This is a genomic window from Saccharothrix coeruleofusca, assembly GCF_017876325.1.
GTDB classification, from domain to species: Bacteria; Actinomycetota; Actinomycetes; order Mycobacteriales; family Pseudonocardiaceae; genus Actinosynnema; species Actinosynnema coeruleofuscum.
In genome coordinates this window covers 5,139,947-5,165,273 of record NZ_JAGINV010000001.1, presented here as the reverse complement: position 1 = coordinate 5,165,273, position 25,327 = coordinate 5,139,947, and the positions used below count along the sequence as shown (strand labels likewise).

Below are 25,327 nucleotides of genomic sequence, written 5' to 3'. Positions count from 1 at the left end.
GCGATCGGTTCTGGGACTGTGGTACCAACTCACGGTGCGCCCACAACCGCTCCAGGCCACCCTGCGCAGGCAGTGGTCGGCCGACCTGACCCCCGCGCAGCTGTACGGCCTGCTCAGACTGCGCGGCGAGGTGTTCGTGGTCGAGCAGTCCTGCGCCTACAACGACCTGGACGGCCGCGACCTGGAGCCGGGCACCCGGCACTTCTGGCTGGAGGCCGAGGGCGGTGACCCGCTGGCGTGCCTGCGCCTGCTGGAGGAGGCCGACGGCGGCTTCCGCATCGGCCGCGTCTGCACCGCCCGTGCCGCCCGCGGTCGCGGCTGCAGCAGGCGGCTGGTGGAGGCCGCGCTGGTGGAGGTCGGCGACCGGGAGTGCGTGCTGGACGCGCAGACCTACGTGGTCGACTTCTACGCCTCGTTCGGCTTCCAGCCGGAGGGCGCGGAGTTCATCGAGGACGGGATACCGCACCTGCGGATGCGCCGGTCTCCGTGATCACCCGCACCGCGCGCTCGACGTCGGCCTCGGTCAGGTCGGCGCGCGCGGTCAGCCGCAGCCGGGAGATCTGGTCGGGCACCGACGGCGGCCGGAAGCAGCCCACCACGACGCCCTGGGCGCGGCACGCCTCGGCCCAGCCGAACGCCGCCTCCGGCGACGGCGCGAGCACCGACACCACCGCCGCGGCGGGCGTGCTGACCCGAAACCCGTTCTCCCGCAACCGGTTCGCCAGCTCCGCGGCGACCTCCAGCGCCCGCGCCGGGCGCTCCGGCTCCTCCCGCAGCACCTTCAGCGCGGCCAGCGCCGCCGCCGCGCTGGAGGGCGCCAGACCGGTGTCGAAGATGAACGTGCGCGCGGTGTCCACCAGGTGCCTGATCACCCGGCTGGGCCCCAGCACCGCGCCGCCCTGCGCGCCCAGCGCCTTGGACAGCGTCACCGTGGTCACCACGTCGGGCGACTTGGCCAGGCCCGCTGCGTGCACCGCGCCCCGGCCGCCCTCGCCGACCACGCCCAGCCCGTGCGCGTCGTCGACCACCAGCGCCGCGTCGTGCTCGCGGCAGGTCGCGGCCAGCTCGGCCAGCGGCGCCAGGTCACCGTCCACGGAGAACACCGAGTCGGTCACCACCAGCGCGCGGCGCTTGCCCCGAGTGGACAGCGCGTGCGCCACCTTGGGCAGGTCGCAGTGCCCGGCCACCACCACGTCCGCCTTGGACAGCCTGCACCCGTCGATCAGCGAGGCGTGGATGTGCTGGTCGGCCACGATCGCGGTGCCCGGCCCGGTCAGCGCGGTCAGCGCGCCCAGGTTGGCCGCGTAGCCGGAGGAGAACACCAGCGCCGACTGCGCGCCGCAGAAGTTGGCCAGCTCGTACTCCAGCTCGGTGTGCAGCTCGGTCGAACCGGTGACCAGCCGCGAGCCGGTCGACCCCGCGCCCCAGCGCAGCGAGGCCGCCGCCGCGGCGCCGGTGACCCGCTTGTCGCGGGCCAGCCCGAGGTAGTCGTTGCCCGCCAGGTCCAGGTCGGTGGAGGTGGCCGGGCGGGGGCGGACCCGCCGGGCCAGACCGGCCTTCGCGCGGGCCTCCGCGCGGGTGTCGATCCAGTCGAACACCGATTCGCCTGTGCGCGCACTCACTCCGGCAGTGTCGCATTCGGCGCTAACGTCGCCCGCGTGGACCTCTTCCGGCTCGGCCACCCCGAACTGCGGGCGCTGCGCGAGGACGCCCCGGTGCACCGCGACGAGCGCACCGGGCTGTGGTTGGTCAGCAGGCACCGCGACGTGCGGGCGGTGCTGGCCGACCCGGCGGCGTTCCACCCGGACAACGCGCTGACCGCGATCACGCCCATCCCCCGGCCGCTGCTGCGGGTGCTCGCGCGGGCCGGGTTCTCGCTGCCGCCGACGCTGGCCAACAACGGCACCGCCACCCACGCGGGGCTGCGCCGCCTGGTCGCCCGCTTCCTGACCCCGGCGCGGGTCGCCGCGCTGGAGCCGCGCATCGCGGAGCTGGCCGCCGAGCGCCTGGACCGGATCACCGGCCCGACCGCCGACCTGCACCCGGCGCTGGCCCGCGACCTGCCCGCGCTGGTGCTGCTGGAGGTGCTGGGCATCCGCGACGTGGACGTGGCCGCGCTCAAGGACTGGAGCACCGCGTCGCTGGAGCTGTTCTGGGGCGAGCCGGACCCGGCCAGGCAGCGCGGACTGGTCGCCTCGGCCGCCGCGTTCCACCAGTGGCTCACCGCGCGGATCTCCGCCGCCGACCCGGCCGGGGACGACCTGTTCGGCGCGCTGCGAGCGCACGGCGTGCCGCTGCGCGACGCGGCGGGGCTGTGCTACTTCCTGCTCATCGCGGGGCAGGAGACCACCACGCAACTGCTGTGCGCGGTGTTCGACGCGGTGCTGCGGCACGATTTGTGGCCCCGTGCGGCCGAACCCGGCATGGCCGCGCGCTGCGTCGAGGAGGTGCTGCGCCGCCACCCGCCGGTCACCACGTGGCGGCGGGTGGCGGCCCGGCCCGCGACGCTGTCCGGGGTGGACGTCCCGGCGGGCGCGCACCTGCTGCTGATGCTGGCGGGCGCGGGCTCGGACCCGGAGGTCTTCACCGACCCGGAGTCGTTCTGCCCGGCCCGGTCCGACGCGCGCAAGCACCTGGCGTTCGGCCACGGCAGGCACTTCTGCCTGGGCGCGGGGCTGGCCAGGCTGGAGGCGGAGGTGGTGCTGCGGGAGACCGCGCGCCGCTTCCCCGCGCTGCGCCTCGCCTCCGCGCAGTCCCCGCCGATGCTGGGCCTGCTGTCGTTCCGCGCCCCGCTGAGCGTGCCGGTGGTGCTGGACGGGCGGGGCACGGCCGGGCAGCGGCGGATCATTGACGCGGTGGGCGCGTCATAGTCACAGGATCGGGTAACGATGTCCGTCCGGCTTTCGATCAGTGAGGTATTCGCGCCACAACCTGTCATGCTGTCGTCGAGGTCGCGATGAACGCGGGGGTGGTGTGAATGGTGTTCCCGGCCGATGTCGCATCCGTGCTCAGCGGCGCGTCGATGGGGCAGCTCAGGCACTGGCGGAATACCGGGCTGGTGGTCCCCGGTGTTGCGGACGATCCGGCTCTGTACTCCTACCAGGACGTGGTCGCCCTGCGCATCGTCATGTGGCTCCGCACGGAGTCGACCTTGCAGAGGGTGCGAAAGGCGTTCGCCAACCTGAGGGCCTACCGGTTCACCGACCACCCGGCCTCGTACCGGTTCGGCACCGACGGCGACACCATCGCCGTGCGCGATGACGACGAGCGGTGGACGGATTTGGTGCGCAAGCCGGGGCAGACGCACATGTTCACCCTGGCCGAGGTGTTTCAGCCGTTCACCACGCGCAACGGCCGGGAAGTCGTCGACTTCACGCGGCCGCGCGGACATCTTCGCGTCGACGCGAACCTGCTCGGTGGCTGGCCCGCGATCGAGGGCACGCGCATCGGGTTCGACACCGTGGCCGCCTTGGTGGAGGACGGCTCGCTCACCGCGGAGGACGTGCACCACTACTACCCGTCCGTACCCGTGGAAGCTGTTCCCGACGCCGTGAGCTTCGCCGATTCGGTAGCCGCGGCCAGGAGCGGCGCGGCGTGAAGTTCTTCATCGATGAAAACCTTCCCCACAGTCTTGTCGGTCCCCTCGGGGTGCTCTTCCGCGAGCACGGATTTCATTCCTGCCACAGTGAGGGATTGACCGGGGTTCAGGACATCCCGTTGTTCCAAGTGCTGAGCGCGGGCGGTTTCACCGCGATCATCACCAAGGACGCCAGGCAGGTTCGTGCGAACGACGCCGAGCGGCGAGCCCTCCACGACTGCGGAGTGCACTGGATCGGAGTGCGCCAACCCTCGGTGGGTGGGCTCAAGCTCATGGCCGCTTGGGTGGCCGGTCTGACGGCGGCCATGCCCCACATCCTCGACCGCCTCGGCCAAGTGAGCACGCCGTCCTGGTTCAGGGTCAACGGGATTCCCCACGAGGCCAGTCAGCGCATGACGTCCGGTCCGCTGCTCGGATGACGGGAGTCGTCACCTGCCGCAGTCGGTGTCCGGCAGCGTGACGGCCTCGCCGCCTGCGCTCCGCACCTGCAAGTACCACCAGCGCGGCCGTAGCGAGCGCATGGCCACTACCCGCGTCGGTGGACGCGGACGCGGGTAGTGGTTAGCGGCCCGTGGGACGGGGGCGGGTGGTACTTGCAGACGAGAGCGCCGTCACGTTCCCGGTGGTTCGCAGGGCGGGGACTTGGTCGCAGCCGGGCGAGGTGCGACGATGCCTGGGCTGTGAGGGGTGCGCGAGGAAGCCGGTGAGAGTCCGGCACGGTCCCGCCACTGTGACCGGGTGACGCCGGGAGTCAGGAACTCGGCCCCCGAGTCACCGAACCGGACACGGGCGTGGACACCCGAGGAAGGACACCGCCGCATGGGCGCGCGTTTCCCCTTTTCCGCTGTCGTCGGCCACGACGACCTCCGCTTGGCCCTGTTGCTCAACGCCGTGCACCCCGGTATCGGGGGAGTGCTGGTCCGAGGGGAGAAGGGAACCGCCAAGTCGACCGTGGTGCGCGCGCTGGCCGCGCTGCTGCCCGAGCTGGAGGTGGCGGCGGGCTGCCGCTTCGGCTGCGACCCGGCCGCGCCCGCGGACTGCCCCGACGGCCCGCACGGCGGCGGCGTCGAGCGGCGGCCCGCCCGGCTGGTCGAGCTGCCGGTCGGCGCGACCGAGGACCGCCTGGTCGGCTCGCTGGACCTGGAGCGCGCGCTGACCGAGGGGGTGCGCGCCTACCAGCCCGGACTGCTGGCCGCCGCGCACCGCGGGGTGCTCTACGTCGACGAGGTCAACCTGCTGCACGACCACCTGGTGGACCTGCTGCTCGACGCCGCCGCGATGGGCCGCGCGCACGTCGAGCGGGAGGGCGTGTCGGTGTCCCACCCGGCGTCGTTCCTGCTGGTGGGCACGATGAACCCGGAGGAGGGCGAGCTGCGCCCCCAGCTGCTGGACCGCTTCGGCCTCACCGTGTCGGTGCGCGCCGCCCGCGACGTGGCCACCCGCACCGAGGTGATCCGGCGCAGGCTGGCCTACGAGGCCGACCCGGAGGGCTTCGCGGCCCGCTGGGCCGAGCGGGACGCCGAGCTGGCGGGCCGGATCGCGGCGGCGCGGGCGGCGCTGCCGGGCGTGCGGCTGCCCGACGCCGAGGTGCGCCGGATCGCGGCGGTCTGCGCGGCGTTCGAGGTCGACGGGATGCGCGCGGACCTGGTGGTCGCGCGCACCGCCGCGGCGCACGCGGCGTGGCGCGGGGCGGCCGAGGTCGCCGAGGAGGACGTGGAGGCGGCGGTGCGGCTGGCGCTGCCGCACCGCAAGCGCCGCGACCCGTTCGACGAACCGGGCCTGGAGGAGGAGCAGCTCGCCGACGCGCTGCGCCAGGGCGCGGAGCACGCCGAGGAGCCGGACCCCGACCCGGAGGACGACCCCGACGGCGGCGGTGACGGACCCGGAGGCGGCGGCGAGTCCACCGGGGAATCCGCCCAGGAGTCCACTTCGGACGGTCCGAGCCCTGAACGGCCCGACGGCGGGGGTTCCGGCTCGGGGGAGCGCACGCACGCCCCGGCCCCCGCGTTCCGCGCCCGGCTGCTCCAGGTGCCCGGCGTCGGCGAGGGCGCGCCGGGCAAGCGCTCCCGCGCCAGGGCCCGCACCGGCCGCGTGGTCCGCCCGTCCGCCTCGGACGGCGGCGGCCTGCACCTGGTCGGCACGCTCGGCGCGGCCGCGCCGCACCAGGCCGCGCGCGGCCGCAGCGGCCCCGGACTGGTGCTGCGCGGCGAGGACCTGCGGCGGTCGGTGCGCGAGGGCAAGGAGGGCAACCTCGTGCTGTTCGTGGTCGACGCCTCCGGCTCGATGGCCGCGCGGCAGCGCATGTCGGCGGTCAGCGGCGCGGTGGTGTCCCTGCTGCGCGACGCCTACCAGCGGCGGGACAAGGTCGGCGTGATCACCTTCCGGGGTGCGGCGGCCGAGGTCGCGCTGCCGCCCACCGGCTCGGTCGACGCGGCGGCGGCCCGGCTGCGCGCCCTGCGCACCGGGGGCCGCACCCCGCTGGCCGACGGCCTGCTGCGGGCCCGCCGGGTGCTGGAGTCCGAACGGGTCCGCGACCCCCGGCGCAGGCCGCTGCTGGTGCTGCTGACCGACGGCCGCGCGACCGCCACCGGCGCGGGCGGCGACCCGGCGGCCGACGCCCTGCGCGCGGCGGGCCTGCTGGCCGCCGACGGCGTGGCGGCGGTGGTGGTGGACTGCGAGCGCGGCCCGGTGCGGCTGGGCATGGCGGCCCGCGTGGCCGCCGCGCTGGGCGGGGTCTGCCTGCGCCTGGAGGAGTTGTCCGCGGACCAGGTCGCCGGCGTCGTGCGCGCCGCGCGCGCCGCCTGAGAGGGGAACGCCATGCCTCAGGGACAGCCGTCCTCGGTGCCCGTCGACGGGCTCACCACCCGGCAGCGCCGCAACCGGCCGCTGGTCGTGGTGCACACCGGCGAGATGAAGGGCAAGTCCACCGCCGCCTTCGGCCTGGCCCTGCGCGGCTGGAACCAGGGCTGGTCCATCGGGGTCTTCCAGTTCGTGAAGTCGGCCAAGTGGAAGGTCGGCGAGGAGACCGCCTTCCGCGCGCTGGGCAGGCTGCACGAGCAGACCGGCGAGGGCGGCCCCGTCGAGTGGCACAAGATGGGCGAGGGCTGGTCGTGGGCCCGCAAGCAGGGCACCGAGGCCGACCACGCCGCCGCCGCGCTGGAGGGTTGGCGGGAGGTCGCCCGCCGCATGGCCGAGCAGCGGCACGGGCTGTACGTGCTCGACGAGTTCACCTACCCGATGCACTGGGGCTGGGTCGACGTGGAGGAGGTGGTGGCCGCGCTGCGCGAGCGCCCCGGCCACCAGCACGTGGTGATCACCGGCCGCTACGCCCCGCCCGCGCTGCTCGACGCCGCCGACCTGGTGGTGGAGATGACCAAGGTCAAGCACCCGATGGACGCCGGGCAGAAGGGCCAGAAGGGGATCGAGTGGTGAACCGGCTGGTGGTCGCCGCCCCGGCCTCCGGCAGCGGCAAGACCACCGTGGCCACCGGGCTGGTGGCGGCGCTGCGCCGGGCGGGCGACCGGGTCGCGCCGTTCAAGGTCGGCCCGGACTACATCGACCCCGGCTACCACGGCCTGGCCGCCGGTCGCCCCGGCCGCAACCTGGACCCGGTGATGGTGGGCGAGCACCGGGTGCCCGCCCTGTTCGCGCACGGCTCGCGCGGCTGCGACATCGCCGTGGTCGAGGGCGTGATGGGCCTGTTCGACGGGCGGGTGGGCACCGAGGGCGTCGGCTCCACCGCGCACGTGGCCAAGCTGCTGTCCGCGCCGGTGCTGTTCGTGGTCGACGCGCGCGGGCAGAGCCGCAGCCTGGCCGCCCTGCTGCACGGGTTCCGGGGCTACGACCCGACCGTGCGGCTGGGCGGTGTGGTGCTCAACCAGGTCGGCTCGGCGCGGCACGAGGAGGTGCTGCGCGCCGCCTGCGCGGAGGTGGGCCTGGAGGTGCTGGGCGTGCTGCCGCGCGACGCCGGGCTCAGCCTGCCGTCGCGGCACCTGGGCCTGGTCACCGCCGCCGAGCACGGCCACGAGGCGGTCGCCGCGGTGGACGCGCTGGCCGAGGCGGTGACCGAGCACGTCGACCTGGCCGCGGTGCGCGCGCTGGCCGCGCGGGCGCCGTCGCAGGCGGTGCCCGCGTGGGACCCGCACGCCGAGGTCGAGCCGGTGCCGGGCAGGCCCGTGGTGGCGGTCGCGGGCGGGGCGGCGTTCACCTTCGGCTACGCCGAGCACGTCGAGCTGCTGCGCGCGGCCGGGGCCGAGGTCGCGGTGGTCGACCCGCTGCGCGACGAGGAGCTGCCGGAGGGCACGGCGGGACTGGTGCTGCCCGGCGGGTTCCCCGAGCAGCACGCCGCCGAGCTGTCGGCCAACGAGCCGCTGCGCGCCGCGGTGGCCCGACTGGCGGCCTCCGGCGCGCCGGTGCACGCCGAGTGCGGTGGCCTGCTGTACCTGGCGCGCTCGCTGGACGGCGTGCCGATGTGCGGGGTGGTCGACGCCGACGGCGCGATGACCTCGAAGCTGGTGCTGGGCTACCGGGACGCGGTCGCGGCGGGCGAGTCGGTGCTGGGGGTCGCGGGCGCGCGGATCACCGGGCACGAGTTCCACCGCACCGCGCTGACCGCCCCGCACGGCCACCGCCCGGCCTGGCACTGGCGCGGCCACGACCAGCGCCCGGTGGCCGAGGGGTTCGTCGTGGGCGGGGTGCACGCGTCGTACCTGCACACGCACCCGGCGGCCGCGCCGGAGGCGGTCGGCCGCTTCGTGCGGGCCTGCGCCACATCCCGTCAGGCCACTCGATAGTGGATCGCCCGTGCGCGGTACGGTCCTTGCCCAGCGAGATCGAACACAGCGTGGGGAGCAGGTAGCGATGACCGGTCGGGTGACGTTCGTGGGCGCCGGTCCGGGTGCCGCCGATCTCATCACCTTGCGGGGGGCCAAGCGCATCGCCGAGGCCGACGTGGTGCTGTGGGCGCCCGCGGTGGTGGAGGTCGAGTGCGTCCGCGAGCACGCCCGCCCCGACGCCGAGCTGGTCGACTTCTCCCGTGTGGGCGACGCCGAGGTGGTGGAGGTCTACCGGCGCGCGGCGGCGAGCAAGCTCAACGTGGTGCGGCTGCACCCCGGCGACCCCTCGCTGTGGGGCGGGCTGCGCGAGCACCACGACACCTGCCGCCGGCTGGGCATGGTGATCGAGGTCGTGCCGGGCGTGTCGCAGATCTCCGCGGCCGCGGCGGCCATCGGCCGGGAGCTGACCACCTCCGAGGTCGCCCAGTCGCTGGTGCTGACCGGGCCGGACACCGCCGAGCACGTCCGCGAGTTCGCCGCGCACGGCACCACGATGGCGATCTCCGCCTCCGGCGCGCGGGTCTCCCTGCTGGTCGAGCAGCTGCGCGCGGGCGGCTACTCCGACGACACGCCCGTCGTGGTGGCCTACAAGGTGTCCCTGCCCGACGGGACGGTCGCGCAGACCACGCTGGGCGAACTGGAGGCGTGCGTCAAGGAGCACAAGCTCTACCGCACCACGCTGTTCCTGGTCGGCCAGGTGCTCAAGGCGCCGTCGCGGCGCGGGGTCCTGGAGGGCGACGAGCCGGTGCGCGGGTTCCGCCGGTCGAGGTGGTCGGCGCGCACGCACCGCGAGTCCCGCTCCGAGGCGGTGTGGTCGGCCGTGCACGACTGGCAGGAGACCGCCCGCGCCCGCCGCGCCGCGACCAAGCCCAAGGCGGAGGAGCCCACGCTGGAGCTGGTCCCCGAGATCCCCGCCGGGGCCGCTGCGGAAGCCCCCGCCCAGACGCCCGCCGAGACACCCGCCGAGCAGGGCGCAGAGCAGGCCGTGGTGAAGCCGAAGGTGGTCGCGGCGAGCAGGCGCAAGCCGGGGTCGGTGCAGGCCAGCACGACACCGCGCAAGCCCGCCGCGCGGACCAAGAAGACCAAGCGCGCCAACTGACGTGGACGTCGTCGCGCTGCACCGGTTCGTCACCCAGGCGGGCCGCTCGTGGGACGAGGTGACCGTCGTGGACGCCGCGGCGGTCGGGTCGCGGCACGCGGTGAACGCCTGCCGGGCCCGCCCCGCCGTGGTGGTCTCCGGCGCGGACCCGGCGGAGCTGGCCCGCGACCTGGCCGGGTGGCGGCGCACCCTGGTCGTCGCCGACGCCTCCGGTCTGTCCACTGTGGACCCGGCGGACGCGGTGGTGCGGCGCTGGGTCGACCCCACCGCGCTGCTGTGCCTGGCCGAGGGCGGCCGGGGGCGCGCGAGCACCGGCTGGGCGCTGCCCGACGACGACTTCGCGCACCGCGGCGACGGCATGGTGGCCACGGCGGAAGTGCGCGCGCTGGTGCTGGCCCGCCTCGAGCCCCGGCTCGGCACGCTGGTGTGGGACGTGGCGGCGGGACCGGGCGCGGTCGGCGTCGAGTGCGCCCGGCTGGGCGCGGCGGTGGTCGCCGTGGAGCGCGACCCGGTGCAGTGCGTGCGGATCATCGCCAACGCCTCCGCGCACGACGTGGACGTGCGCGTGGTGGAGTCGGAGCTGTCGGCCGTGGTGGCGGACCTGCCGCGCCCGGACGCGGTGTTCGCGGGCGGCGGCGGACCCGACGTGGTGCGGGCGTGCGCCAGGGTCGGCGCCGCACGGGTGGTCGTCGCCACCGCCGACCTGGACCGGGTGGTGCCCGCGCGGCACGCGCTGGCCGAAGCCGGGTACCTGGTGCGGGGCAGTCAGCTCTCGGCTGCCAGGCTGGACGGGGGCGCGCTGCGCGCGGTCGACCCGGTGACCGTGCTCTGGGCGACCCGGCAGGGCTGACAGCGCGGAGCACAGCCGGGAACACAGCGCGGAACACAGCGGGGAACCGCAGGGAGAAGACGACGTGATCGGTCTGTTCGCGGGCACCGAGCGGGGCCGCCGGGCCGCCGCCGACCTGGCCGGGTTCCTCGGCCCCGACGCCGTGGTGGCGGACGGGCCGGTGGGGCCCGCGCTGCGCGGGCTGTGGCCCCGGCTGGGTGCCGCGGTGTTCTTCTCCGGCACCGAGTCCGTGGTGCGGCTGGTCGCGCCGCTGCTGCGCGACGAGCGCTCGGACCCCGGCGTGGTGTGCGTGGACGGCGGGTTCGCCGTCGCGCTGCTGGGCGGCGCGCAGGCGCTGGCCGAGCGGATCGCCGACGTGCTCGGCGCCACCGCCGTGGTCACCGCCGCCGCGGCGGTCTCCCCGCTGGACGAGCTGGTCGAGCTGCTCGACGCCGCGGTGGACGGCGACCTGGCCGCGTGCGGGGCCGCGCTGCGCGCGGGCGAGCCGGTGCGGCTGAGCAACCCGCTGGGCTTCCCGCTGCCCGCCCTGCCGGACAACGTGGTCGAGCACGGGCACGAGAGCGCCTGGACCGTGCTGATCGACGACCGGGTGCCCGCCAAGCGGGCGGAGCGCCTGGTGCGGCTGGTGCCGCGCACGCTGGTGGTCGGCGTCGGGTCGAGCACGGGCGTGGCGGCCTCGGCGGTGTCCTCCGCGCTGGACCAGCTGGGCGCGCGGGGCAAGCTGGACCTGCGGGCCATCCGCGCGTTCGCCACGCTGGACCGCAAGGTCGCCGAGCAGGGCATCGCCGACGCCCTGGAGGACTGGGGCTTCTGGCACGGCTCGACCACCACGCCGCTGCTGAGCTACCCCGGTGAGGAGCTGGCGGTGATCCCGGTGCCCAACCCGGTGGAGCTGGCCATCGGCATCCCGAGCGTGGCCGAGGCCGCCGCGCTGCGCGGCGCGGCGGAGCTGTCCGGCGGCGGCCGGGTGGAGATCGCGGCGGAGAAGGTCAAGGGCGCGGGCGTCACGGTGGCCGCGGCGCGGGTGCTGCCGCGCGGGCGGCTGGCGCTGGTGGGCCTGGGGTCGGGCCGGGCCGACGAGCGCACCCCGCGCGCGGAGGCCGAGCTGCGGCGGGCCTCGGTCGTGGTCGGTCCCGCCGAGTGCGTGGACCAGGTGCGGCACCTGCTGCGGCCGGGCACCCGCGTGCGCGCCGACGGCGCGGTGGGGCTGGCCGAGTCCGGGGCCGCGGTGGCGTTCGTGGGGCCCGACGCGGGGCCGGTTGTTGCAGGTCCGGTACACGCGGATGTCGTGCGCGTGACAGGTGTGGCCCGTCAACTGTGAAACCGCTTCGCCGAACCTGATGGGGGTTGTCGCGGTCGCGCCGGAGTCGTAGCTGTGGGGATTCACCCCTGCACGGAGAGGAACCGCGCTATGGCGAAAACCCTGCGTCGCCTGGTGAAGTCCATCGCTCTCACGGCGGCCGTCGCGGCGGTCGGTTTGACGACCACCGCTCCCGCCTCCGCCGCCGACGTCTCCCCCTACGTCGTCGGCGGCACCCGCGCCACCATCGCCGAGACGCCCTGGGTGGTCTACCTGGCCACCACCTCGGGCGGCCAGTTCTGCGGCGGCACCCTGGTCAAGGCCGACAAGGTGGTCACGGCCGCGCACTGCGTCACCGGCCGGTCCGCCGCCTCCACCCGCGTGGTGTGGAACCGCGAGGACAAGCAGAGCACGGCGGGCACCGTGGCCGCGGTCAGCCGCATCTGGGTCCACCCCGGCTACACCACCGCCACCGCGGGCTACGACGTGGCGGTGCTGACCCTGACCGCCGGGATCACCTCCGACTACCTGCCGCTGGCCACCCCCGAGGACACCGACCTGTACGCGGAGGGCACCCAGGCCACGGTGCTGGGCTGGGGCACCACCTGCTCGGGCTGCTCGACGTCCCGCTACCTGCTCAAGGCCACCGTGCCGGTGACCTCCGACACCACCTGCCGGACCGCGTACGCGCAGTACCGCAACACCTCGATGGTGTGCGCCGGTCGCCCGGAGGGCGGCGTGGACACCTGCCAGGGCGACTCGGGCGGCCCGATGGTCGCGGGCGGCAAGCTCATCGGCGCCACCTCGTGGGGGCGTGGCTGCGCGCTGGCGAACTACCCCGGCGTCTACGCCCGGATCGCGCCCTACTACGACGTGCTGACCGCCCAGATCGGCTCCTGAGCCGGGTGCCGCCGTGCCCGCCGCGCGACAGCGGGCACGGCGGTCGCCGGTGATGTGGACCACGCCGCTTGGACCCGGCTCCCCCGGTGTGGATGCTTCTACCCATGCACGGTGAACAGCACTACCTCGTGGGCCTGGACCTGACCGGGAAGCGCGTGGTCGTCGTCGGCGGCGGCACGGTCGCCCAGCGGCGGCTGCCGCGCCTGGTCGCGGCGGGGGCGCGGGTCGAGGTCGTCTCGCCCGAGGTGACGCCCGCGGTCCAGGGCGTGGTCGACGCCGGTGAGGCGGTGTGGCACCCGCGCCGCTACGCCGAGGGCGACCTCGACGGCGCCTGGTACGTGCTGGCCTGCACCTCCGACCCGGAGGTCAACGCGGCGGTGGCGGCCGACGCGGAGCGGCGCCGGGTGTTCTGCGTGCGCGCGGACGTGGCGGTGAAGGGCACCGCGGTGACCCCCGCCGTGGGCGAGCACGACGGGCTGCTGCTGGGCGTGCTGGCGGGCGGCGAGCACCGCCGGTCGGCGGGCGTGCGGGACGGGCTGCTGGCGGCGCTGCGGGACGGCTCGCTGGCCGACCACCACGACCAGCCCGCCGGGGTGGCGCTGGTCGGCGGCGGGCCCGGCGACCCGGACCTGATCACCGTGCGCGGGCGCAGGCTGCTGGCGCGGGCGGACGTGGTGGTGGCCGACCGGCTGGCGCCGCGCGAGCTGCTGGACGAGCTGCCGCCGCACGTCGAGGTGGTGGACGCGGCCAAGATCCCGTACGGCCGCGCGGCCACGCAGGAGTTCATCAACACCGCGCTGGTGGACAACGCCAAGGCCGGGAAGTTCGTGGTGCGCCTCAAGGGCGGCGACCCGTACGTGTTCGGCCGGGGCTTCGAGGAGCTGATCGCCTGCGCCGAGGCGGGCGTGCCGGTCTCCGTGGTGCCGGGGGTGACCAGCGCCTTCGGCGTGCCCGCGCTGGCCGACGTGCCGGTGACGCACCGGGGCGTGGCGCACGAGGTGGTCGTGGTGTCCGGGCACGTGGCCCCCGACGACGAGCGCTCGCTGGTGGACTGGGACGCGCTGGCCCGGCTGCGCGGCACGGTGGTGATCCTGATGGGCGTCGAGCGGGCCGGGGCGTTCGCCGCCGCGCTGCGGGCGGGCCGCCCCGGCGACACCCCGGTCTCGGTGATCCAGGAGGGCAGCACCCGCGCGCAGCGCGTCATCCGGTCCACTTTGGACTCGCTCGGTGCGGACGTGGTGGCGCACGGGGTCCGTCCTCCGGCGATCATCGTCGTAGGACCGGTGGCCGGACTGGCCCAGGAGCTGCCGCCGCGTCCCTGAGCGCCCACGCGACGCCCGCGGCGGTCGCGGCGGCCAGGACCACCAGCGCCGCCAGCACCGCCGCGCCGGGCCGCAGCAGCGGCTCGCCGCGCAGCGCCTGCCAGGTCAGCAGGCCGAACAACCCGGTGTACCCGGCGACGGCGACCAGCACCAGGCGCGCCCTGGTGCGCTCGGCCACGCCCAGCGCGGTCAGGCCCAGGGCGAGCAGGAGCACCACCTGCAGGCCGTGCATCCCGACGAAGTGCGGGATGCGCAGGTCGCCCCCGGTGGTGCTCCACGCGGTCACCGGCAGGCCCGCGCCACCGTCCGGGGCACCCACGGTGTGCCCGCCGGACAGCTGCACGACGTTGCCCGCCGCGTCCGGCACCGCGCTGCGCCTGCCGCGGTTGGCGAACACCATCAGGTAGCCCGAGGCCATGCCCAGCACGGCCAGGCCGAGGCCGCCGCGCACGGCCAGCGCCAGCGACCGGTCGCCCAAGCGCTGGCCCGCCATGATCAGCGCGAGCGCCACGTTGGCCAGGAACATCACCGGGATCGTGGTCGCGAACGCGGCCTGCACCAGCCGCGTGAACGGGTCGTCGGAGGTGTTGAAGTGGCTGAACTGGCCGCGCGCGGCCTGCGCCGCGACCAGGCCCACGTCCAGGAGCATGATCACCGCGATCGTCGTGGCCAGCCCGGAGGTCCAGCGCTTCCCCTTGTGGGGCAAGGACAGCAGCCAGGACAGCGTGATCGAGTACAGCGCCAGCGAGACGGCGAACTTGAAGGGCTTGAGCCACACCGGCGAGTCCTGGAGCACGCGGTCGTCGAGCAGCAGGCCGCCCAGGGCCACCGCGGTCAGCGCGGTCATCACCACCGCCAGCCACAGCGTCGGCCGGTGCCAGGTCTTGGTCATGGCTGAGAGCCTGCGCGCTCCCGGCGGCGTTCTCACTGGAGCAGGCGGGCCGTTGCGCGGTGGGGCTGGCCCCCGTCACCCTCCCGCGAACGGCGAAGCGCCCCTCCCCGCACGGGGGAGGGGCGCTTCACGTGCCGGGGTCAGTGCTGCGCGACCCGCCGGGGACGGCCGCTGCCGCCGCCGCGCTCGCGGTCGCGGTCGAACCGGCCGCCGCGGAACTGGCCGCCGCTGCGCCGGGGACCGCCGCCACCGCCGCCGCGCCGGGCGCGGACCGGGACCTCGGGCTCGGCCACCGGGATGCCGCTGGGCTCGCGGGCGCCGGTGATGCGGATCAGGTCCTCGTCACCGGGGCGGACCTTGGTCGACGCCGGGCGGATGCCCGCCCGCGCGGTCAGGCCCTGCACCGCGCGCCGCTGGTCGTGGGTGACCAGGGTGACGACCGTGCCGGACTGGCCCGCGCGCGCCGTGCGGCCCGCCCGGTGCAGGTAGTCCTTCGGGTCGGCGGGCGGGTCGACGTGCACGACCAGGCTCACGTCGTCGACGTGGATGCCGCGCGCGGCCACGTCCGTGGCGATCAGCACCGGCGTGGTGCCCTCGCGGAACTGGCCGAGCACGCGGGTCCGCGCGCTCTGCGCCTTGCCGCCGTGCAGCGCGCCCGCCTGGACGCCGACCGAGCGCAGCTTCTTGGCCAGCCGGTCCACGTGGTGCTTGGTGCGCACGAACATGATCGTGCGGCCCTCGCGCGCGGCGACCTCGGTGACCACGGACTGCTTGTCCTCGGCGGAGACGAACAGCAGGTGGTGCTCCATGGTGGTCACGCTGCCGGTGGGCGGCGCGACCGAGTGGACCACCGGGTCGTGCAGGTACTGCCGGACCAGCTTGTCCACGTCGCCGTCCAGCGTCGCGGAGAACAGCAGCCGCTGGCCGTCGCGCGGGGTCAGGTCGAGGATGGCCCGGACCTGCGGCATGAAGCCCATGTCCGCCATCTGGTCGGCCTCGTCCAGCGCGGTGAACATGACCTCGGACAGGTCGGCGGTGCCCTGCCGGACGTGGTCGGACAGCCTGCCGGGGGTGGCGATGAGCAGGTCGACGCCGCGGCGCAGCGCGTCGATCTGGCGGGGGAACGACGTGCCGCCGACGACCGTGCGGCACCACAGGCCCAGCGCGCGGGCGAAGGGCGAGAGCGCCTCCTCGACCTGCATGGCCAGTTCGCGGGTGGGCACCAGCACCAGGCCGCGCGGCTTGAGCGGCTTGGCCCGCTCGCCCGCCAGGCGGGACAGCAGCGCCAGGCCGAAGGCCAGCGTCTTGCCGGAGCCGGTCTGGCCCCGGCCGAGCACGTCGCGGCCCGCCAGCGCGTCGGGCAGGGTGGCGGCCTGGATCGGGAACGGCTCGGCGATGCCCGCCGAGGTCAGCGCGCGCACCAGCTCCTCGGACAGGCCCAGCTCGCTGAACGAGGGCAGCGGGCCCTCGGGGACGGTGCTCTCGACGTGGTCGGGCACGGTGGTGGGAACCGCCTCCGCGGTGAGCGGGCGGCGGGTGTTGCCCTGGCCAGGGCGCCTGCTGCGGGACTTGCGGAACTGCGGGCGCTCGGAACGGCCTTCGGACAAGGGTGGCAAAGCACAACCTCCGGGACACGGCACGTCACGGGGATTGCTCTGCTGGGCAGGCGCGATCGCGAGGACGGGCCCGGCGCTCGTTCGCGCCGATGGTGGGTGGGAGCACCGGGTCGCACGTGGGTGACCTGAGGGGCGCTTCGGTGGCGCCACCGGACGGTGCGCCATCCAGTCTAGCCGATCACGGCCGGGAGGGCCGAATCCGCGTGGTGTTCTGGCGCACAGGGGTCGTGAAGTGCGCGATCGCGTGCGCCGCGCCGACCACGACGGGGAACCACAGCAGCGCCCTCGGGTCGGTCGGGGCCGCGACGCCCGCGCGGCGCAGCCGCCGCCGCGCCCACAGCGCGAACGGCGCGACGACGGTGGGGGCGGTGAGCACGCCGGGCGTGTAGCCGCGGAAGACGACGCTGCCCGCCACGTGGGTGATCGAGTGCAGCCCGAAGCCGGTCAGCGCGGCCTGGAAGAACCGCGACCGGCCGCCGGTGCGCGCGCCGTCCGCCGCCGCGGCGGCCATGACCGCGCCCACCACGCCGATCGCGACGGCCGAGCGGGCGGGCGTGACGGTGGGGACACCGGCCTGGCGCCGGGTCCACCAGGACGTGGTGGCGAGCTCTTCGGCGTCGTGCGCCAACCAGGCGACGAGCAGGCCCCAGGTGACCTTCTTGCTGACCATGCCAATACGTTACATCTTGTATCGTATTCGGGTGGCCGGACGACCCCGCAGCGCCCGCGTGGACCGCGCGCTGGCCGACGCGACCCTGGAACTGCTCGACGAGGTCGGGTTCGACGCGCTGACCCTGGACGCCGTGGCGGCCCGCGCGCGGGTGAGCAGACCCGCCCTGTACCGGCGGCACCCGGACAAGCTGCACTTGGTGGCGCACGTGCTGCTGACCGCCGCGGCGCCGATGTCCGACCCGGACACCGGCAGCGCCCGCGACGACCTGCTGGCGCTGGCGCGAGCGCTGGTCGACGGCCTGTCGTGGGTGGTGCTCGCGGTGCACGCCGAGGTCAGGCGCGCCTCCGGTCCGGTCGCGGACTTCCTGGCCGAGCGGCACGCCATGGTCGCGCGGGTGGTGCGGCGCGGCGTGGCGCGCGGCGAGCTCCGGGCCGACCTGGACCCGGAGCTCGTGCGCGACCTGCTGTTCGGCCCGCTGGTCTACCACTGGCTGGCCACCGACCGGGCCCGACCGGCCGCCGAGGTGTTCGACCTGGTCTGGCCGCTGCTCAGCGCAGACCGGCCACCTCCAGCAGTAGCCCGGTGACCTCCTCGGGGTCGGCCAGCTCCGGCTGCAGGCCGCGCGCGGCGAACCAGCCCGCGACGTTGCGCACGTCCCGCGCCAGGAACTCCGGCCCGCGCGGGTTGGCCGCCAGGTCCACCACCTGCGGCAGGTCGATCACCACCAGCCTGTCGTCGTGCACCAGCAGGTTGTAGGCGGACAGGTCGCCGTGCGCCAGGCCCGCCGAGGCCAGCACGACCAGCGCGTCCACCAGCTGCCGCCACAGGTCCAGCAGCTGGTCGGGGTCGGGCTGGGCGCGCGCCAGCCGCGGCGCGGCCACCCCGTCCGCGCCGATGAACTCCAGCAGCAGCTCGGTGCCCACCCGCTGCACCGGGTAGGGCACCGGCGCGCCCAGCTGCCACAGCCTGGTCAGCGCGGCGAACTCGGCCACCGCCCACCGCTCGGCGATCAGGTTGCGACCGAAGGCGCTGCGGTTGCTCATCGCGCGCATCTCGCGGGAGCGCCGCATCCGGCGGCCCTCCAGGTAGCCCGCGTCGCGGTGGAACAGCCGGTGGTCGTTGTCGCGGTAGCGCTTGGCGGCCAGCAGGCAGGACCGCTCGGGGGTGGCCCGCTCCACCAGGAAGACGTCGGCCTCCTTGCCGGTCTTGACCACCCCCAGCTCGCGGTCCACCGCGGCCAGGTCGGTGACCAGCCAGGACGGGTGCGGCTTCGGGCCGCGCTCGGCCTCGGCCCAGGTCGACCAGCGGTCGGCGGCGGCGGGCGGCTCGACGCCGTCCTCGCGCTGCCTGGCCAGCCGCTGCCTGGCCTCCTCGGTCAGCCTGCCCCGGCGGGTCGGTCCGGCGCCGCCGCGACCCGCGCGGCGCTTGGCCACCCAGCGCAGGTCGTCGGCGTGGTCGTAGTCGGATTCGTAGTCGGGTTCCAGGTTCGGGTACTGCTCGCGCACTGCGGGGCTCCCTGCGGAAGAAGGTGATCGCCCCACCGGCGCGGACCGGCGGTGGTCAGCCGGTGGGAGCGAGCGGACGGGCTGGTGCCGCGTCCAGGACGGTCATCGTCATCGCGCACCTCCTCAAGTCGGCTCGGTCGCCGAACAGCATGCCGCGCTCCCACCACGCGGGCAACCGCTTTCACAACCCGGCGTACTCCCGCAGCGCCGCCAGGTCCGGCACCAGCACCTGGCGCCGCAGGTGGCTGACCACGACCCCGGCCTTGCGCAGGTCGCTGAACGCCTTCTCGGCGGTCCTCGGCTTCATGCCCGCGATCGAGGCCAGCTCCACCTTGGTCAGCGGGATGCCCAGCGACCAGCCGTGCCGCTCCCGGCTGCCGTAGGTCTGCACCAGCTCGGCCAGCACCCGCGCCACCCGCTCGGCCGCCGGGTGCGACAGGAAGTCGCGCCTGCGCTGGATCGACCAGCGCAGCCGGTCGTTGACCATCGCGATCAGCTCGACGAACACCTCGTTGCGGCGGTGCAGGAACGCCAGCAGCTCCCCGCTGGGGATCAGCTTGGCCACCACCTCCCCGCAGGTCACCACGGCCGCCGAGCGCGGTTTGCGGTCCAGCGCGGCCATCTCGCCGACCAGGTCGCCCGCGGACCGGATGGCCAGCAGCGCGGTGTCGCCGGTCTCGTCGGTGGTCTGCACCTTGACCACGCCCTCCAGCAGCAGCAGCGCGTGCGTGTCGGTGGCGTCCTGCTCGATCACCTCGCGGTCGCCCCCGTAGCGCACCACCGTGCCCAGGTGCAGCAGCTCCTGCCGGGTGCGGTCGGTCAGCCGGTCCAGCAGGCTGTCCGGCGGCCACCCCGACGAGGACCCGGAGGAACCGGGGGAGGGTGACGGGGACGGCCCGGCGGCGGGCTCGGCGTTCTCGCGCAGCGCCAGCTGGCCCAGCACCGCGCCCGCCGGGGCGCCCGCCGCCGGCGCGGCCGTCCAGCGGCCGGGGCGGCCGGGCCGGTGCCCCGCCGCGCTGTCGAGCATCTCCACGCGACCCATGACGGCCGCGGCGACCTCGTCCGAGGTCCGCTTGCGCAACTCCCGCGCGGCTTCGGTGCCCAACGACGACTCCTCGATCAGGATGGCCACGGCGTCCACGTCGTGGCCGGACGTGCCGATTGGTTCAGACATTGCTACCTCCGCTGCCGGTCGACCTGCCGCCGCCGGACTTCCGCAGGCGCTCCAGCGCCCCCTTGACGGCACCGGGGGTGGTCTCCAGCAGCTCCGCGATCTCCACGACGCTGTAGCCCGCCTCCCGCAGCACCACCGCGCGCTGCGTGCGCTCGTCGGGGATGCCTGCCAGGCCCTGCCTGACCTCCAGCCTGCGCACCACCAGCTCGGCCGGGTCCGGCCCCGGCGCGGGGCGGTCGGCCACGTCCTCGGTGCGCACGGTGCGGGCGCCCAGCTCCTGCCGCCGGTCGAACTCCCTGCGCCACCGGCGGTAGTGGTTGGGGAAGGCGTAGACGCACGTGGTGGTGAAGTAGCTCTTCAGGCTGGTGCCGCCGTCGGGGCTCCACCCGCCCTCCAGCAGCGCCTTGCGGCGGAACTCGCTGATGGCCTTGACCACCGTGTCCACGGCCAGCGCCGCCCGGTCGTCGTGCTCCCAGTACGGCGGCGGCGGTCCGGGCCAGCAGCCCTTCTCCGCGCACTTGGTGAAGATCACCTCCGAGCGCAGCCACGCCATGAGCACCGCGTAGCCGTAGCGGGCCAACTCGGTCGCGAAGCGCTGCCACACCGGTCCCGAACAGCCCTCGGCCAGCAGCAGATCACGCAGCCTGGCGTCGGAATCGGGTAACCGACGGCCGTCCCCCGTGTGCCGTTCAGACATGCGCACCACCCGGCAACCAACCTCACCGACTCGGGCGCCTCCGCGGGCGCTGTGGACACCGGTTCACAACCGGTTCTATGTCGCATGTCGGTGCGATGGCACGCGGACGTTCCGCGAATTCGGAAATTCCACCCCAAAAGGGGGAATCAGCGGTGGGCGAAGGAACGCCGGTAATCCTTGGGCGCGATACCCACCAAGGCGTTGAAGTGGTGCCGCAGCAGGGCGGCGGTGCCGAAGCCGCACTCGCGGGCGATGTCCTCCACGCCCAGCCGGGTCTCCTCCAGCAGCTGCCGGGCGCGCAGCACGCGCTGCGTGGTCAGCCAGCGGTGCGGGGTGGTGCCGGTCTCGGCGGCGAAGCGGCGGGCGAAGGTGCGCTCGGACATCGCGGCGCGCTCGGCGAGGCTGCCCACGGTGTGCTCGACGCCGAGGTTCTCCAGCAGCCAGGCCAGCAGCGGCTGCAGCGTGCCCGCTTCCGGCACGGGCAGCTCGACGAACTGGCGCTGGCCGCCCTCGCGCTGCGGGGCCACCACCATGCGGCGGGCGATGGCGGTGGTGACGGCGGACCCCAGCTCGCGGCGGACCACGTGCAGGCAGGCGTCGATGCCCGCGGCGGTGCCCGCGCTGGTGACCACGTCCCCGTCGTCGACGAACAGCACGTCCGGGTCGACCCGCGCGGCGGGGAACCGCTCGGCCAGCGCGTCGGCGTAGCGCCAGTGGGTGGCGCAGCGCCTGCCGTCGAGCAGGCCCGCCGCGCCGAGCAGGAACGCGCCGCTGCACACCGACAGCACGGTGCTGCCCGCCGCGTGGGCCGCGCGGATGGCCGCCAGCACCGCCTCCGGGTACTCGTCGCGGACGGTGCACGCGGGCACGGCGACCAGGTCCGCGCCGACCAGCCCGTCCAGGCCGTGGTCGGCGATCAGCGCCGCGCCGACGCCGCTGCGCACCGGTTCGCCGGGGCGCTCGGCGCAGACCCGGAAGTCCAGCCGGGGCACGCCGTCGTCGCTGCGGTCGATGCCGAAGACCTCGCAGACCACGCCGAACTCGAAGGGGGCGACGCCGTCGACGAGCACCACGGCCGCGGAGGTGAGCACGGGTCGAGGATAGCTGGCGGGATTTTGACGAACAACGACTTCTCTGCCAGTGGTGGCAGCTTCTTGCTCATCGCATAGTTAGCGCCATGACAGCGATCTTCCTGGCACTGGCCGTCGTGGCACTGGTCGTCTACGGCTTGGAGCGCAACCACAGCAGGAACACCCGGCCCGGCACGCGGCTGGCGGGCAGCTGCGACGTCGAGGACCGCGACCTGCCCAGGGTGCGCGCGGAACTGCACCCGGTCGCCGAGCGCCCTGGGGCGCGGCGCGACGGGCGGCCCAGGCTCTCGGTCCGCTCGGCCTGACCACCTCAGGTGAACCGCCCTCAGGCGACCACCCTCAGGCGACCACGAGGTCCAGGGCGGTCGCGGTGACCGGCTCCAGCCGCAGCCCCGCCGCCGCGGCCAGCCGCACCAGCCCGCGCACGGTCCCCGGCTCGGAGCGCGACCGGGCGATGGCGCGGGCGAGCAAACCCTTGTGCGCCTTGTTGAAGTGGCTGACCGCCTTGCGCCTGCCCGCGCCGTCCTCGGTCACCACGCGCACCACCACGGCGTGCGGCACCCGCGCCAACGACGCGTAAGGCCCCGACCGCAGGTCCACCACGAAGTCGTCCACGCCAGCCAGCACCGGCTCCAGCGCGGGCCGCCACAACGGGCCCAGCGGACCCGTGGAGGGCAGCGCGGAACCACCCGACAGCCGGTAGGCCGGAATCGGGTCCGCGCCGCCCACCACGCCGAACAGCGCCGAGGCCACCGCCAGCCTGCCCGCCGCGCGGGAGCGCTCCGCCCCGGTCATGCCCGCGACGTCCAAGGCGTCGTAGAGCACCCCGGTGTAGCGGTGCAGGGCGGGCGTGGTCGGCGAGCGGCGCAGTTCCGCGTTGCGCGCCACCTCATCCGCCTGGCGCTGCGACAGCCCCAGCGCGGCCAGCGCCGCGGGCACGTCCGAAGCCAGCTCGACCAAGGCGTCCACCAGCTTGTCGCGCACCGGGTTCAGCTCCGGGTGCGACAAGCGCTCCAGCTCCAGCGGCGCGCCGTCGCCACCGGTCGCCTTGGTCTCCGACGGGGGCAGCAGCACCAGCACGGGGGGCGAGCCTACCGGGCGGCCCGGCCCACCCGCCGACGCGGAACCGGTCGCCCCCGGGTCGGCAGGCACCGTCCGGGCCGGGCTCGGCGGCACCCCGTGCCACGCTGGGCGTAACCCGTTGGAACTGGGCGGACCGGGTTCACTACCCTTCTGCGGACTACCCCGCCACGAGGAGCGCCCACCGTGATCACGAGGATGTCGTCGCTGTTCCTGCGCACCCTGCGCGAGGACCCGGCCGACGCCGAAGTCCCCAGCCACAAGCTGCTGGTCCGCGCCGGATACGTGCGCCGCGTGGCGCCGGGCGGGTACTCGTGGCTGCCGCTGGGCCTGCGGGTGCTGCGCAACATCGAGCGCGTGGTGCGCGAGGAGATGGACGCCTTCGGCGCGCAGGAGATCCAGTTCCCCGCGCTGCTGCCCAAGGAGCCCTACGAGGCCACCAACCGGTGGACCGAGTACGGCCCGAACCTCTTCCGCCTCAAGGACCGCAAGGGCGCCGACTACCTGCTCGGCCCCACCCACGAGGAGCTGTTCGCGCTCACCGTGAAGGGCGAGTACAGCTCCTACAAGGACTACCCGGTCACGCTCTACCAGATCCAGACCAAGTACCGGGACGAGGCGCGCCCCCGCGCGGGCATCCTGCGCGGCCGCGAGTTCGTCATGAAGGACTCCTACTCCTTCGACCTGGACGACGAGGGCCTGACGCGCTCCTACCAGCAGCACCGCGACGCCTACATCCGCATCTTCGACCGGCTGGGCATGGAGTACGTGATCGTCTCCGCCACCTCCGGCGCGATGGGCGGCTCGGCCTCGGAGGAGTTCCTGGCGGTCGCGGCGACCGGCGAGGACACCTTCGTGCGCAGCACGGAGTCCGACTACGCGGCCAACGTCGAGGCGGTCACCACGCCCGCGCCGCCCGAGCAGCCGGTCGAGGACAAGCCCGAGGCGCAGGTCCACCACACGCCCGGCACGCCGACCATCGAGACGCTGGTCGCCTTCCTCAACGGCATGGGCGAGCGGCGGTTCACCGCCGCCGACACGCTGAAGAACGTCCTGGTCAAGACCCGCCAGCCCGGTGAGCGGGAGTGGCAGCTGCTGGCCATCGGCCTGCCCGGCGACCGCGAGGTGGACCTCAAGCGCCTGGAGGCGGCCGTCGAGCCCGCCGAGGTGGCGATGCTGGAGGAGGCCGACTTCGCCCGCCACCCCTTCCTGGTCAAGGGCTACATCGGCCCGGCGGCGCTGCAGGCCAACGGCGTGCGGTACCTGGTCGACCCGCGCGTGGTGCGCGGCACGGCGTGGGTGACCGGCGCGGACAAGGCCGACCACCACGTGGTGGACCTGGTCTGCGGGCGCGACTTCACCCCCGACGGCACCATCGACGTCGCCGAGGTCCGCGAGGGCGACCCGTCGCCGGACGGCAGGGGTATGCTGGTCGCCGCGCGCGGCATCGAGATCGGCCACATCTTCCAGCTGGGCCGCAAGTACGCCGACGCGTTCGCGCTGGACGCGCTGGGCCCGGACAGCAAGCCCATCCGGATCACCATGGGCTCCTACGGCATCGGCGTGTCCCGGCTGGTCGCGGCGATCGCCGAGCAGAGCCACGACGAGCGCGGCCTGGTCTGGCCCCGCGCCGTGGCCCCCGCCGACGTGCACGTGGTGGTGGCGGGCAAGGACCAGGCCCTGCTCGAAGGCGGCGAGCAGCTCGCGGGCGAGCTGGCGGCGGCCGGGCTGCAGGTGCTGCTGGACGACCGCAAGGCCAGCCCCGGCGTGAAGTTCGCCGACGCCGAGCTGATCGGCGTGCCGACCATCCTGGTGGTGGGCCGCGGCCTGGCCAACGGGGTCGTGGAGGTCAAGGACCGCCGCTCCGGCGAGCGCGTCGAGGTGCCGCTGGCGGACGCGGTGCGGCACCTGGTCGAGGTCGTCCGGGGCTGAGCCCCGCGGTCGGGGAGCGGGTGGGGACCACCCGCTCCCCCGACCACGGGTTCCGGACCCCGGTCGGGGGGCGAGCTCACCTGAGGACGGCGGCCACCACGGCGGAGGTGTCGGACAGGTCGTCGAGCACCACGTGCGCGCCCGCCTCCCGCAGCTCCCGCGCGCTGCTGCGGCCGGTGGCCACGCCGATGGCGACGTGGCCGTGGTGCAGCGCCGCGTCCACGTCGTGCGGGGTGTCGCCGATGACCACCACCGACGACGGCGTCAGGCCGTGCTTGGCCGAGGCCAGCCGCACCGCCTCGGCCACCAGCGCGGGCCGGTGCTCGGAGACCGAGCCGTAGCCGCCGATCTCCCAGTCCAGGTGGGTGTCCAGGCCGAACGCGGCCAGCTTGTACCGCGCGATCTCCACCAGGTTGCCGGTGACCAGGCTCTGCACCACGTCGCCGCGCGCGGCCAGCGCGGCCAGCGCCTCGGCGGCGCCGGGCAGCGCGCGGCCTCGCCGCGCCAGCAGCGCGTGCTCGGCACCGGCGATCGCGATCAGCTCGGCGTGCAGCTTGGTGACCAGCTCCTCGGTGGGCTCCAGTCCGTGCGCGGTCAGCAGCTCGGCGGTGATCGCGCGCTCGGTGCGGCCCGCGAAGCTGGGCGTGTGCACCATCTCCAGCCCGGCGGCGGCCAGCAGCGCGGTGCGGTACCAGCCGCGGCCGAGGCCGTGCGCGTCCACCAGGGTCAGGTCGATGTCCCAGAGCACCAGCGTCCGCACGGG

General features: G+C 75.0%; 25 protein-coding genes and 1 riboswitch. Of the genes, 15 read left to right on the top strand and 10 right to left on the bottom strand.

What is annotated here, in order from left to right:
* The first annotated feature begins 34 nt into the window (after positions 1-34).
* Positions 35-490, top strand: coding sequence for a GNAT family N-acetyltransferase (locus tag JOF41_RS23125; RefSeq protein WP_189222928.1), 456 nt, complete (start codon positions 35-37; stop codon positions 488-490).
* On the opposite strand, the gene JOF41_RS23120 is transcribed toward JOF41_RS23125, so the two are convergent.
* A complete protein-coding gene (locus tag JOF41_RS23120) occupies positions 444-1,622 on the bottom strand; it encodes an 8-amino-7-oxononanoate synthase (protein ID WP_189222929.1) in 1,179 nt (392 codons plus the stop codon). The genes JOF41_RS23125 and JOF41_RS23120 overlap by 47 nt on opposite strands.
* A 36-nt stretch (positions 1,623-1,658) precedes the next feature.
* On the opposite strand from JOF41_RS23120, the gene JOF41_RS38390 reads away from it, so the two are divergent.
* From JOF41_RS38390 to cobA, 11 genes are all read left to right on the top strand, one after another.
* On the top strand, positions 1,659-2,870 hold the full coding sequence (locus tag JOF41_RS38390) for a cytochrome P450 (protein WP_209621897.1): 1,212 nt from the start codon (positions 1,659-1,661) through the stop codon (positions 2,868-2,870).
* Positions 2,871-2,977: 107 nt separating this feature from the next.
* Positions 2,978-3,598 (top strand): DUF433 domain-containing protein, encoded by a 621-nt coding sequence (locus tag JOF41_RS23110; RefSeq protein WP_229795378.1) that lies wholly within the window; start codon positions 2,978-2,980, stop codon positions 3,596-3,598.
* Positions 3,595-4,017: a PIN-like domain-containing protein gene (locus JOF41_RS23105; protein WP_209621893.1), complete on the top strand. Its 423-nt coding sequence runs from the start codon at positions 3,595-3,597 to the stop codon at positions 4,015-4,017. The genes JOF41_RS23110 and JOF41_RS23105 overlap by 4 nt, the downstream gene beginning before the upstream one ends.
* Positions 4,018-4,257: 240 nt before the next feature.
* Positions 4,258-4,379: riboswitch (cobalamin riboswitch) on the top strand.
* Between the two features lie 38 nt (positions 4,380-4,417).
* Positions 4,418-6,403: a putative cobaltochelatase gene (locus JOF41_RS23100; protein ID WP_209621890.1), complete on the top strand. Its 1,986-nt coding sequence runs from the start codon at positions 4,418-4,420 to the stop codon at positions 6,401-6,403.
* A gap of 12 nt (positions 6,404-6,415) precedes the next feature.
* The gene (cobO, locus tag JOF41_RS23095) at positions 6,416-7,030 is read left to right on the top strand and encodes a cob(I)yrinic acid a,c-diamide adenosyltransferase (protein WP_189222932.1); all 615 of its coding nucleotides are present in this window, start codon (positions 6,416-6,418) and stop codon (positions 7,028-7,030) included.
* Entirely contained in the window at positions 7,027-8,391 is a 1,365-nt protein-coding gene (locus tag JOF41_RS23090) for a cobyrinic acid a,c-diamide synthase CobB (protein WP_209621887.1), read from the top strand. Before cobO ends, JOF41_RS23090 begins: the two co-directional genes overlap by 4 nt.
* 67 nt (positions 8,392-8,458) lie before the next feature.
* Complete coding sequence (locus tag JOF41_RS23085) at positions 8,459-9,532, top strand: cobalt-precorrin-4/precorrin-4 C(11)-methyltransferase (protein WP_209621884.1); 1,074 nt, start codon at positions 8,459-8,461, stop codon at positions 9,530-9,532.
* Position 9,533: 1 nt separating this feature from the next.
* Entirely contained in the window at positions 9,534-10,382 is an 849-nt protein-coding gene (locus JOF41_RS23080; RefSeq protein WP_209621881.1) for a bifunctional cobalt-precorrin-7 (C(5))-methyltransferase/cobalt-precorrin-6B (C(15))-methyltransferase, read from the top strand.
* 64 nt (positions 10,383-10,446) lie between these two features.
* Positions 10,447-11,703 (top strand): cobalamin biosynthesis protein, encoded by a 1,257-nt coding sequence (locus JOF41_RS37920; RefSeq protein ID WP_189222936.1) that lies wholly within the window; start codon positions 10,447-10,449, stop codon positions 11,701-11,703.
* Positions 11,704-11,793: 90 nt separating this feature from the next.
* Positions 11,794-12,582, top strand: a complete 789-nt coding sequence (locus JOF41_RS23070; protein ID WP_209621878.1) for a S1 family peptidase — start codon at positions 11,794-11,796, stop codon at positions 12,580-12,582.
* A gap of 104 nt (positions 12,583-12,686) precedes the next feature.
* A complete protein-coding gene (gene cobA, locus JOF41_RS23065; protein WP_209621876.1) occupies positions 12,687-13,904 on the top strand; it encodes a uroporphyrinogen-III C-methyltransferase in 1,218 nt (405 codons plus the stop codon).
* Here cobA and JOF41_RS23060 read toward each other — a convergent pair.
* The 3 genes from JOF41_RS23060 to JOF41_RS23050 form a co-directional block, all read right to left on the bottom strand.
* Positions 13,849-14,796, bottom strand: a complete 948-nt coding sequence (locus JOF41_RS23060) for a hypothetical protein (protein ID WP_189222939.1) — start codon at positions 14,794-14,796, stop codon at positions 13,849-13,851. The two genes, cobA and JOF41_RS23060, sit on opposite strands and share 56 nt — an antisense overlap.
* A 140-nt stretch (positions 14,797-14,936) precedes the next feature.
* Positions 14,937-16,412, bottom strand: coding sequence for a DEAD/DEAH box helicase (locus JOF41_RS23055; protein ID WP_189222940.1), 1,476 nt, complete (start codon positions 16,410-16,412; stop codon positions 14,937-14,939).
* A 178-nt stretch (positions 16,413-16,590) separates the two neighbouring features.
* Positions 16,591-17,082 (bottom strand): HXXEE domain-containing protein, encoded by a 492-nt coding sequence (locus JOF41_RS23050; RefSeq protein ID WP_209621861.1) that lies wholly within the window; start codon positions 17,080-17,082, stop codon positions 16,591-16,593.
* A gap of 31 nt (positions 17,083-17,113) precedes the next feature.
* Here JOF41_RS23050 and JOF41_RS23045 point away from each other — a divergent pair, with 31 nt between their 5' ends.
* Positions 17,114-17,671, top strand: a complete 558-nt coding sequence (locus tag JOF41_RS23045; protein WP_307867507.1) for a TetR/AcrR family transcriptional regulator — start codon at positions 17,114-17,116, stop codon at positions 17,669-17,671.
* On the opposite strand, the gene JOF41_RS23040 is transcribed toward JOF41_RS23045, so the two are convergent.
* The 4 genes from JOF41_RS23040 to JOF41_RS23025 all read right to left on the bottom strand — a co-directional run bounded on the left by JOF41_RS23040 (position 17,634) and on the right by JOF41_RS23025 (position 21,552).
* Positions 17,634-18,527, bottom strand: a complete 894-nt coding sequence (locus JOF41_RS23040) for a serine protein kinase RIO (protein ID WP_244991858.1) — start codon at positions 18,525-18,527, stop codon at positions 17,634-17,636. The genes JOF41_RS23045 and JOF41_RS23040 overlap by 38 nt on opposite strands.
* Before the next feature lie 244 nt (positions 18,528-18,771).
* Positions 18,772-19,764, bottom strand: a complete 993-nt coding sequence (locus tag JOF41_RS23035) for a Crp/Fnr family transcriptional regulator (protein WP_229795381.1) — start codon at positions 19,762-19,764, stop codon at positions 18,772-18,774.
* A complete protein-coding gene (locus JOF41_RS23030; protein WP_189222942.1) occupies positions 19,757-20,461 on the bottom strand; it encodes an RNA polymerase sigma factor in 705 nt (234 codons plus the stop codon). The genes JOF41_RS23035 and JOF41_RS23030 overlap by 8 nt, the downstream gene beginning before the upstream one ends.
* A 146-nt stretch (positions 20,462-20,607) precedes the next feature.
* Positions 20,608-21,552, bottom strand: coding sequence for a helix-turn-helix domain-containing protein (locus JOF41_RS23025; protein WP_189222943.1), 945 nt, complete (start codon positions 21,550-21,552; stop codon positions 20,608-20,610).
* An 86-nt stretch (positions 21,553-21,638) separates the two neighbouring features.
* Here JOF41_RS23025 and JOF41_RS23020 point away from each other — a divergent pair, with 86 nt between their 5' ends.
* On the top strand, positions 21,639-21,857 hold the full coding sequence (locus JOF41_RS23020) for a hypothetical protein (protein WP_189222944.1): 219 nt from the start codon (positions 21,639-21,641) through the stop codon (positions 21,855-21,857).
* A 34-nt stretch (positions 21,858-21,891) separates the two neighbouring features.
* Here JOF41_RS23020 and yaaA read toward each other — a convergent pair whose 3' ends face one another.
* The gene (yaaA, locus tag JOF41_RS23015; protein WP_189222945.1) at positions 21,892-22,632 is read right to left on the bottom strand and encodes a peroxide stress protein YaaA; all 741 of its coding nucleotides are present in this window, start codon (positions 22,630-22,632) and stop codon (positions 21,892-21,894) included.
* Between the two features lie 186 nt (positions 22,633-22,818).
* Between yaaA and JOF41_RS23010 the strand changes: the two genes are divergently transcribed.
* A complete protein-coding gene (locus JOF41_RS23010) occupies positions 22,819-24,564 on the top strand; it encodes a proline--tRNA ligase (protein WP_209621859.1) in 1,746 nt (581 codons plus the stop codon).
* Between the two features lie 76 nt (positions 24,565-24,640).
* On the opposite strand, the gene JOF41_RS23005 is transcribed toward JOF41_RS23010, so the two are convergent.
* On the bottom strand, positions 24,641-25,324 hold the full coding sequence (locus JOF41_RS23005; protein WP_307867506.1) for an HAD family hydrolase: 684 nt from the start codon (positions 25,322-25,324) through the stop codon (positions 24,641-24,643).
* Positions 25,325-25,327 lie beyond the last annotated feature (3 nt).

What these genes read in the sequence shown, in the direction of transcription:
- cobA (WP_209621876.1), top strand. Translation starts at nt 12,687, where the DNA reads ATGCACGGTGAACAGCACTACCTCGTGGGCCTGGACCTGACCGGGAAG.
- JOF41_RS23020 (WP_189222944.1), top strand. Translation starts at nt 21,639, where the DNA reads ATGACAGCGATCTTCCTGGCACTGGCCGTCGTGGCACTGGTCGTCTAC.
- JOF41_RS23050 (WP_209621861.1), bottom strand. Translation starts at nt 17,082, where the DNA reads ATGGTCAGCAAGAAGGTCACCTGGGGCCTGCTCGTCGCCTGGTTGGCG.
- JOF41_RS23030 (WP_189222942.1), bottom strand. Translation starts at nt 20,461, where the DNA reads ATGTCTGAACGGCACACGGGGGACGGCCGTCGGTTACCCGATTCCGAC.
- JOF41_RS23110 (WP_229795378.1), top strand. Translation starts at nt 2,978, where the DNA reads ATGGTGTTCCCGGCCGATGTCGCATCCGTGCTCAGCGGCGCGTCGATG.
- JOF41_RS23060 (WP_189222939.1), bottom strand. Translation starts at nt 14,796, where the DNA reads ATGACCAAGACCTGGCACCGGCCGACGCTGTGGCTGGCGGTGGTGATG.
- cobO (WP_189222932.1), top strand. Translation starts at nt 6,416, where the DNA reads ATGCCTCAGGGACAGCCGTCCTCGGTGCCCGTCGACGGGCTCACCACC.
- JOF41_RS23035 (WP_229795381.1), bottom strand. Translation starts at nt 19,764, where the DNA reads ATGTCTGAACCAATCGGCACGTCCGGCCACGACGTGGACGCCGTGGCC.
- JOF41_RS23070 (WP_209621878.1), top strand. Translation starts at nt 11,794, where the DNA reads ATGGCGAAAACCCTGCGTCGCCTGGTGAAGTCCATCGCTCTCACGGCG.
- JOF41_RS23085 (WP_209621884.1), top strand. Translation starts at nt 8,459, where the DNA reads ATGACCGGTCGGGTGACGTTCGTGGGCGCCGGTCCGGGTGCCGCCGAT.
- JOF41_RS23100 (WP_209621890.1), top strand. Translation starts at nt 4,418, where the DNA reads ATGGGCGCGCGTTTCCCCTTTTCCGCTGTCGTCGGCCACGACGACCTC.